This is a genomic window from Halobacterium sp. CBA1126, from assembly GCF_009741975.1.
Taxonomy (GTDB): Archaea; Halobacteriota; Halobacteria; order Halobacteriales; family Halobacteriaceae; genus Halobacterium.
In genome coordinates, this window is the sequence record NZ_WPCF01000113.1 from 1 (window position 1) to 7,591 (window position 7,591).

At 69.5% G+C, this 7,591-nt stretch carries 6 protein-coding genes and 1 pseudogene; 6 read left to right on the forward strand and 1 reads right to left on the reverse strand.

From position 1 onward, the window contains the following. The 4 genes and pseudogenes from GJ634_RS12910 to GJ634_RS12925 form a co-directional block, all read left to right on the forward strand. Nucleotides 1-817 (forward strand): dihydrolipoamide acetyltransferase family protein (locus GJ634_RS12910; RefSeq protein WP_197425520.1); only part of this gene is annotated, 817 nt, incomplete at its 5' end. Continuing rightward, nucleotides 817-2,285, forward strand: a pseudogene (gene lpdA / locus GJ634_RS12915) (dihydrolipoyl dehydrogenase). The gene GJ634_RS12910 and the pseudogene lpdA, both read left to right, overlap by 1 nt. Nucleotides 2,286-2,331: 46 nt before the next feature. After that, nucleotides 2,332-3,138 (forward strand): prephenate dehydratase, encoded by an 807-nt coding sequence (gene pheA, locus GJ634_RS12920; RefSeq protein WP_157503257.1) that lies wholly within the window; start codon nt 2,332-2,334, stop codon nt 3,136-3,138. A gap of 224 nt (nt 3,139-3,362) precedes the next feature. Next, on the forward strand, nt 3,363-3,761 hold the full coding sequence (locus tag GJ634_RS12925; RefSeq protein ID WP_157503259.1) for an Hsp20/alpha crystallin family protein: 399 nt from the start codon (nt 3,363-3,365) through the stop codon (nt 3,759-3,761). A 1-nt stretch (nt 3,762) separates the two neighbouring features. Here the strand turns inward: GJ634_RS12925 and GJ634_RS12930 are convergent, their stop codons facing one another. Next, nucleotides 3,763-4,233, reverse strand: coding sequence for a hypothetical protein (locus GJ634_RS12930; protein WP_197425521.1), 471 nt, complete (start codon nt 4,231-4,233; stop codon nt 3,763-3,765). A gap of 100 nt (nt 4,234-4,333) precedes the next feature. Between GJ634_RS12930 and leuS the strand changes: the two genes are divergently transcribed. Beyond that, the gene (leuS, locus tag GJ634_RS12935; RefSeq protein ID WP_157503261.1) at nt 4,334-7,183 is read left to right on the forward strand and encodes a leucine--tRNA ligase; all 2,850 of its coding nucleotides are present in this window, start codon (nt 4,334-4,336) and stop codon (nt 7,181-7,183) included. A 47-nt stretch (nt 7,184-7,230) separates the two neighbouring features. After that, the gene (locus GJ634_RS12940; RefSeq protein ID WP_157503263.1) at nt 7,231-7,422 is read left to right on the forward strand and encodes a hypothetical protein; all 192 of its coding nucleotides are present in this window, start codon (nt 7,231-7,233) and stop codon (nt 7,420-7,422) included. Nucleotides 7,423-7,591 lie beyond the last annotated feature (169 nt).

Sequence of the window (7,591 nt, forward strand, 5' to 3'; positions counted from 1 at the left end):
CGAGGAGCGCGACGGCGAGGCGTTCGTCACCGCGGAAGCCGTCCAGCAGTACGCGGAGGGCGGCACCGCCGCGCAGGGCGAGCCCACGACCGGCGCACCCGAGCGAGAGTTCGTCGAGGGCGGCGAGACGACCCAGCCCTACCGCGGCGTCCGCCGGAGCATCGGCGAGCAGATGGCCGAGTCGAAGTACACCGCGCCCCACGTCACCCACCACGACACGGCGGTCGTCGACGACCTCGTGGCGACCCGCGAGAGGCTCAAGGAGCGCGCCGCCGAGCGGGACGTGAAGCTCACGTACCTGCCGTTCGTGCTGAAGGCGGTCGTCTCCGGCCTGCGGGAGTACCCGATTCTGAACTCCGAGCTCCGGGAGGACGAGGGCGAAATCGCGCTCAAACAGGACTACAACGTCGGCGTCGCGGTCGCCACGGACCACGGGCTGATGGTGCCCGTGGTGAAGCACGTCGACCAGAAGTCCGTCCTCGACATCGCCGAGGAGGTGAACGAGCTCGCGGCGAAGGCCCGCGACCGCTCGATCGCCCGCGAGGAGATGCAGGGCGGGACGTTCACCGTCACGAACTTCGGCGCGGTCGGCGGCGAGTACGCGACGCCCATCATCAACTACCCGGAGACGGCGATTCTCGGGCTGGGCGGCATCGACGAGCGGCCGGTCGCCGAGGACGGCGAGGTGCGGGCGGCGGAGACGCTGCCGCTGTCGCTGTCCATCGACCACCGCGTCATCGACGGCGCGGAGGCCGCGCGGTTCACGAACCACGTGATGGAGCGACTGACTGACCCCGAACTCCTCCTCTTAGAATAATGGTTGTCGGAGACGTATCCACTGGAACGGACGTGGCGGTCGTCGGCGGCGGGCCGGGCGGCTACGTCGCGGCGATTCGCGCCGCACAGCTCGGCCTCGACGCGACGCTCGTCGAGATGGACGCCTACGGCGGCACCTGCCTGAACTACGGCTGCATCCCCTCGAAGGCGATGATCACGGCGACGGACGTCGCCCACGACGCCGCCACCGCCGAGGAGATGGGAATTTACGCCGACCCCGACGTGGACTTCGGGGAGATGGTCGCGTGGAAGGACGGCGTCGTCGACCAGCTCACCGGCGGCGTCGAGAAGCTCTGCAAGGCCAACGGCGTCAACCTCGTGGAGGGCCGCGCGGAGTTCGCGGGCGGCGACAAGCTCCGCGTCGTCCACAGCGGCGAGGGACAGGGCTCGGAGACCATCGAGTACGAGCACTGCGTCGTCGCCACGGGCTCCCGCCCGGTCGAAGTGCCCGGGTTCGCGTTCGACGACGACCCCGTGCTCGACTCGCGGCAGGCGCTCGCGCTGGACGACCTCCCCGACTCCATCGTCGTGGTGGGCGCGGGCTACATCGGGATGGAGATCTCGACCGTGCTCGCGAAGCTCGGCGTCGACGTCACCGTCGTGGAGATGCTCGACGAGGCGCTCGCGGGCTACCCCGACGACCTCACCCAGCCCGTGAAACAGCGCGCCGAAGAGCTCGGCATCGACTTCGAGTTCGGCCTCGCCGCGGACTCGTGGGAGGAATCCGACGACGGCATCGTCGTCGCCGCCGAGGACGAGGACAGAGAGGCGTCGAAGACGCCTCAGGCAGACGGCGAAGCGTCGACGGCGAACTCGCGGAGTTCGAGACCGAGAAGGTGCTCGTGGCGGTCGGCCGCGAGCCCGTCACGGACACCCTGAATCTGGACGCCATCGACCTCGAACCGAACGACGACGGCCGCCTCGAGACCGACGAGCAGGCCCGCACCGACGTCGAGAACGTCTTCGCCATCGGCGACGTCGCGCCCGGCCCGATGCTCGCGCACAAGGCCAGCAAGGAGGGGCAGGTCGCGGCCGAAGTCGCGGCCGGCGAGCCCGCCGCACTGGACTATCAGGCCGTCCCCGCAGCGGTGTTCACGGACCCCGAAATCGCGACCGTCGGCCTCACCGAGGACGAGGCCAGCGCGGAGGGCTTCGAGCCCGCGGTCGGCACGTTCCCGTTCGACGCGAGCGGCCGCGCGCTCACCACGGGCGACAGCGAGGGGTTCGTCCGCGTCGTCGCCGACGAGGAGTCGGGCTTCCTGCTCGGCGCGCAGATCGTCGGCCCGGAGGCCAGCGAGCTAATCGCGGAGCTCGGGCTCGCCATCGAGATGGGCGCCACGCTCGAAGACGTCGCCGCCACGATTCACACCCACCCGACGCTTTCGGAGGCCACGATGGAGGCCGCCGAGCACGCGCTCGGCCACGCCGTCCACACGCTGAACCGGTAGCGAATCCCCGACGCCCTTTTCCCACCTCCGCCGCGTACGGGAGCGCATGGAAACGGTCACGCTCGGCCCGACCGGCACGTACTCCCACCGCGCGGCGAGCGCCGTCACCGACGACGGCATCTCCTTCGTGGAGTCCGTCCGCAGCATCGCCGACGCGGTCGCCGACGGCGACGCCGACCGCGGCGTCGTCCCCATCGAGAACAGCATCGAGGGCTCGGTCACGGAGACCCTCGACGCCCTCGCGGAGACGGAGCTCGCGGTCGTCCGCGAAGTCGTCACCCCGGTCCGGCACGCGCTCATCGCGCAGAGCGAGAACTTCGACACTGTCGCCAGCCACTCGCAGGCGCTCGCGCAGGTCCGCACCTACCTCGACGAGAACTACCCGGACGTCGACCGCGAACCCGTCGCTTCGACCGCCCGCAGCGTCGAAATCGCGCGGGAGGACGCCACCGTCGCCGGCATCGCCCACCCCGACAACGCCGACGGCGACCTCCAGGTCGTCGCCTCGGACATCCAGGACCAGACCAGCAACGCCACCCGGTTCTTCGTCGTCGCGCCGCCCAGCGAGCGCTCGGACGCCGGCGGCAAGTCCTCGTTCGTCGTCTACCCCAACGCGAACTACCCGGGATTGCTGCTCGAACTCCTCGAACCGTTCGCCGACCGCGACATCAACCTCTCCCGCGTCGAATCCCGCCCCAGCGGCGAACGCCTCGGCGACTACCTCTTCCACATCGACGTCGACGCCGGCCTCTACGAGGAACGCACCCAGGCCGCCCTCGACGACATCGAGACCATCGCCGAGAAGGGGTGGGTGCGCCGCCTCGGCTCCTACGACGTCGAGCACGTGGTGTAGTCCCACTTTTTGCGCTGCACGGGGGTCGCCACAGGCGACCCCCGTTCGGCAAAAACTTGGGGAAAAAGCGCCGTCACCCCACCTTCGGTGGGGTTCGCGCCCGAGCGCTCACTCCGTTCGCGCTCGGTGAACCGCGAGCGCCAGCGGCGCTCGCGGATGCTGGTCGTGTTCTCGGCCGCTAGCCGGCCAATACCTTTTCCGTGGTTCGCGGCGAACTTCAATCCATGACGCGAGGCAGCCCGTTCGACGAGCTGGAGCGCCTGCTGGACAAGATGAACGACGCGCGCGAGCGCGCCGGCGGCGGGCTCGCGGTCGACGTGGAGGACGTGGACGGCGAGTTCGTCGTGACCGCGGACCTCCCGGGGTTCGCGAAAGACGACATCGACGTGGAGGTCCACGAGCGGACGCTGCGCGTCGACGCGCGCCACGAGGAGGAGACCGACGCGGACGAGGACAACTACGTGCGCCGGGAGCGCAGCAAGCGCTCGCTCTCGCGGAGCGTCACGCTCCCCGAGGAAGTCGACGAGGCGGCGGCGACGGCGAGCTTCGAGAACGGCGTGCTGACCGTGACGCTGCCGAAGTCCCACGCCAGCGAGGAGTCGACGAGCGTCGACATCGAGTGAGCTACAGCGCGTCGGTGACGCGGTCGGCGGCGCGTTCGACGCCCTCGCGCCAGCCCTCGGGCGGGTCGTCGCCGCGCACCGGCGGCGCGACCGAAAGGTCGACGGCGCGGTAGTCGAAGCCGTCGACGGCGTCCGCGGCGAGAGTACCCACGAACTCCGCGTTCTCGCGCTTCGAGGAGTGCGCGTCGTCTTCGAGCGCGTAGTAGTCGCTGAACAGTTGCACGAGCACGACCGGGCGGTCGACGGCGCCGCCGTCGACGTGCCGGGCGAGCTTCACGGGGTTGTTCGCGGGGTCGGCGCGCCGCATCTCCACCTCCACGAGCGCGAGCGGTGCGGCGTCCGCGTCGGGAACGCCCGCGACGTCGACCGGGGTGCGGCGGACGTACCACTCGGTCGTCCACTCGCGGTCGGGGGCTCGGGCGGCGAGCGCGTCGCGGAGGTGCGCGTGCACGGCGTCGGTGAACTCGCCCACGAGCTCGCGAGAGGCGCCGGAGCGTCAAAGAAGTTCCCCGCGGGCGGTCGGCGGGGCGACTATGAGAGAGCTTTTGGCCCGGCAGGCTGTCACACCGAACATGACCTACGAGCCACGCGAAATCGAGCGCAAGTGGCAGGACCGCTGGGAGGACGGCGGTCGCTACCACGCCGAACCCGACCCCGAGGAGGACGCGACGTTCGTGACGGTGCCGTACCCGTACCCCTCCGGCGGGATGCACATCGGGCACGCCCGCACGTACACCGTCCCGGACGTCTACGCCCGCTACCGACGCCTGCAGGGCGACAACGTCCTGTTCCCCATCGCGTGGCACGTCACCGGCACGCCCATCGTCGGCGCCGTCAACCGCCTCCAGAAGCGCGAGGAGGAGCAGATGTCGGTGCTGCGGGACACGTACGACGTCCCGGAGTCCGAGCTCGAGCAGCTGGAGACGCCGATGGGGTTCGCGCGCTACTTCATCGAGAACCACTACAAGCAGAACATGAAGTCCCTCGGCCTCAGCATCGACTGGCGGAGGGAGTTCACGACCAACGACGAGCGCTACTCGAAGTTCATCACGTGGCAGTACGAGACGCTGCGCGACCACGGCCGGCTGGAGAAGGGGCTCCACCCCGTGAAGTACTGCACCGACGAGGAGAACCCCGTCACCACCCACGACCTGCTCGAGGGCGAGGAGGCGGAGTTCCAGGAGTACACGCTCGTGAAGTTCCGGCACGGGGACACCGTGGTGCCGATGGCGACGCTGCGCCCGGAGACGGTGCGGGGCGTCACGAACGCGTACATCGACCCGGACGCCGACTACGTGGAGGCCGAGGTGGACGGCGAGACGTGGCTGGTCAGCGACGAGGCCGCGGAGAAGCTCGTGCTCCAGCAGCGCGACGTCCAGATCCGCGACCGGTTCACCGGGGAGGCGCTGGTCGGCGAGCGCGTCACCAACCCCGTCACGGGCGAGGACGTGCTCGTGCTGCCCGCGAGCTTCGTGGACGCCGACAACGCCACGGGGGTCGTGATGTCCGTGCCGGCGCACTCGCCGGACGACTGGATGGCCCTGCAGGAGGCGAAGGCCGACGACGAGCGCATGCGCGAGTACGGCATCGACCCCGCCGAAGTCGACGAAATCCAGCCGAAGGCCATCATCGACGTGGACGCCTACGACGACCCGTTCCCGGCGCGGGCGGCCGTCGAGGAACACGGCATCGAATCGGGCGACGACCCCGGACTCGAGGACGCCACCCAGGAGGTGTACAACCGGGAGTTCCACGCGGGCGAGCTGAAGGAGATGTACGACGAGTACGCGGGCGCGGTCGTGGAGGACGTCCGCGACGAGCTCGCCGAGCACTTCCGCGCGAGCGGCGACTTCGACTCGATGTACGAGTTCTCCGAGGAGGTCGTCTGCCGCTGCGGCGGCGACGTGGAGGTCGCCAAGCAGGACACGTGGTTCCTGACGTACAGCGACGACGACTGGAAGGAACTCGCCCACGACGCCATCAGCGAGCTCGAAGCGCGCCCGGACAGCGCGGGCGACCAGCTCGACCACACCGTCGACTGGCTGAACGAGTGGCCGTGCATCCGGAACTTCGGGCTCGGCACGAACCTGCCGTGGGACGACGACTTCGTCATCGAGCCGCTGTCGGACTCGACGGTGTACATGTCCTACTACACCATCGCCCACCGGCTGCAGGACGTGCCGCCGGAGGAGATGGACCGCGAGTTCTTCGACACGCTGTTCTACGGCGAGGACGCGGTCGACGACCCCGACGAGACGGCGCTGGACCTGCGCGAGGAGTGGGACTACTGGTACCCCGTCGACCAGCGCGTCTCCGGGAACGACCTCATCTCGAACCACCTGACCTTCTACCTCTTCCACCACACCGACCTCTTCGAGGAGGCGAAGTGGCCGGAGGGCATCACGGTGATGGGGATGGTGCTGCTGGAGGGCGACGCGATGTCCTCCTCGAAGGGCCACGTCGTCCTCCCCACGGAGGCCATCGAGGAGTACGGCGCGGACACGGTGCGGTTCGTGCTGCTGAACTCCGCGGAGCCGTGGCAGGACGTCGACTGGCGCGACGACGAGGTCGGCACCACGCAGGACCAGCTCGCGCGGTTCTACGAGCGAGCGCAGGACGTCATCGAGAGCGCGGAGGGCGTCGAGGACCGCGAGGACGTCGAACTGAAGCGCATCGACCGCTGGCTGCTGTCGAAGCTCCAGTCGACGATCCGGGACGCGACCGACGCGATGGACGAGTTCCAGACCCGCGCCGCGAGCCAGGAGGCGTTCTACCACTTCGAGGAGCACCTGACGTGGTACCGCAAGCGCACGGAGCTCGACCGCGACGGCGCGCGGTGGACGCTCCGCGAGGTGCTGCGGACGCGGCTCCGCCTGCTCGCGCCCATCGTGCCGTTCCTCGCGAACGAACTCCACGAACAGCTCACGGGCGAGCCGGTCGGGCAGGACGACTGGCCGACCGCCGACACCGAGTTCGAGTCCGAGCGCGTGGAGGTCGAGGAGCAGCTCGTGGAGTCGCTGACCGACGACGTCCGCGAGGTCATCGACGTGACCGACACCGACCCCGACCAGATCACGGTGTACACGCCCGCGCCGTGGAAGCAGACGGTCTACGAGACGGTCCGCGAGACGGGCACCGACGTCGGCGCGGTGATGGGGAACGTGATGCAACACGAGAGCCTGCGCGAGAAGGGCGACGCGGTCAACGACCTCGTACAGGACCTCGTCGCGGACGTCCGCGAGCGCTCGGACGACGAACTCGCCGCCCTCGACGAGGTCGACGAGCGGGAGGTCTACGAGAACGCCGCGGGCTTCCTCGCGCGCCAGTTCGACGCCAGCGTCGACGTCGTGCCGGAGACCGAAACTGACGCCGAACGCGCGTCCCGCGCGGTGCCGTTCCGCCCCGCCATCGAACTCGAGTAGGTTCTGTCGGCCGGACTACTTTTTCGCGTGCGCGTCGAAACACGAGTATGAGCGACCAGCCCGACGAGCCGCCGCGGAGCGTCCGCCGCCACGCAGAGGTACGGTCGAACGTCGAGATGACCAGCGTCGGCTACGCGATGCTGCTCGGCCTGCTGGTGTTGCTGCTGCCGCTGCTCCCCTTCCTCGTCATCGTCTGGGGCATCTCCCGGCTCACGGGCTACGCAGCGGGAAAGAGCTGAAGAAAGAATAGACAGGCCAGCATCCGCGAGCGCCGGCGGCGCTCGCGGTTCACCGAGCGCGAACGGAGTGAGCGCTCGGGCCGACGACCGAACGGAGCGCTCGAAGAGCGCGAAGTGAGGGAGGAGTGCTTTTTTCGCAAGTTTTTGCCGAGCGGGGTGCGCCGGAGGC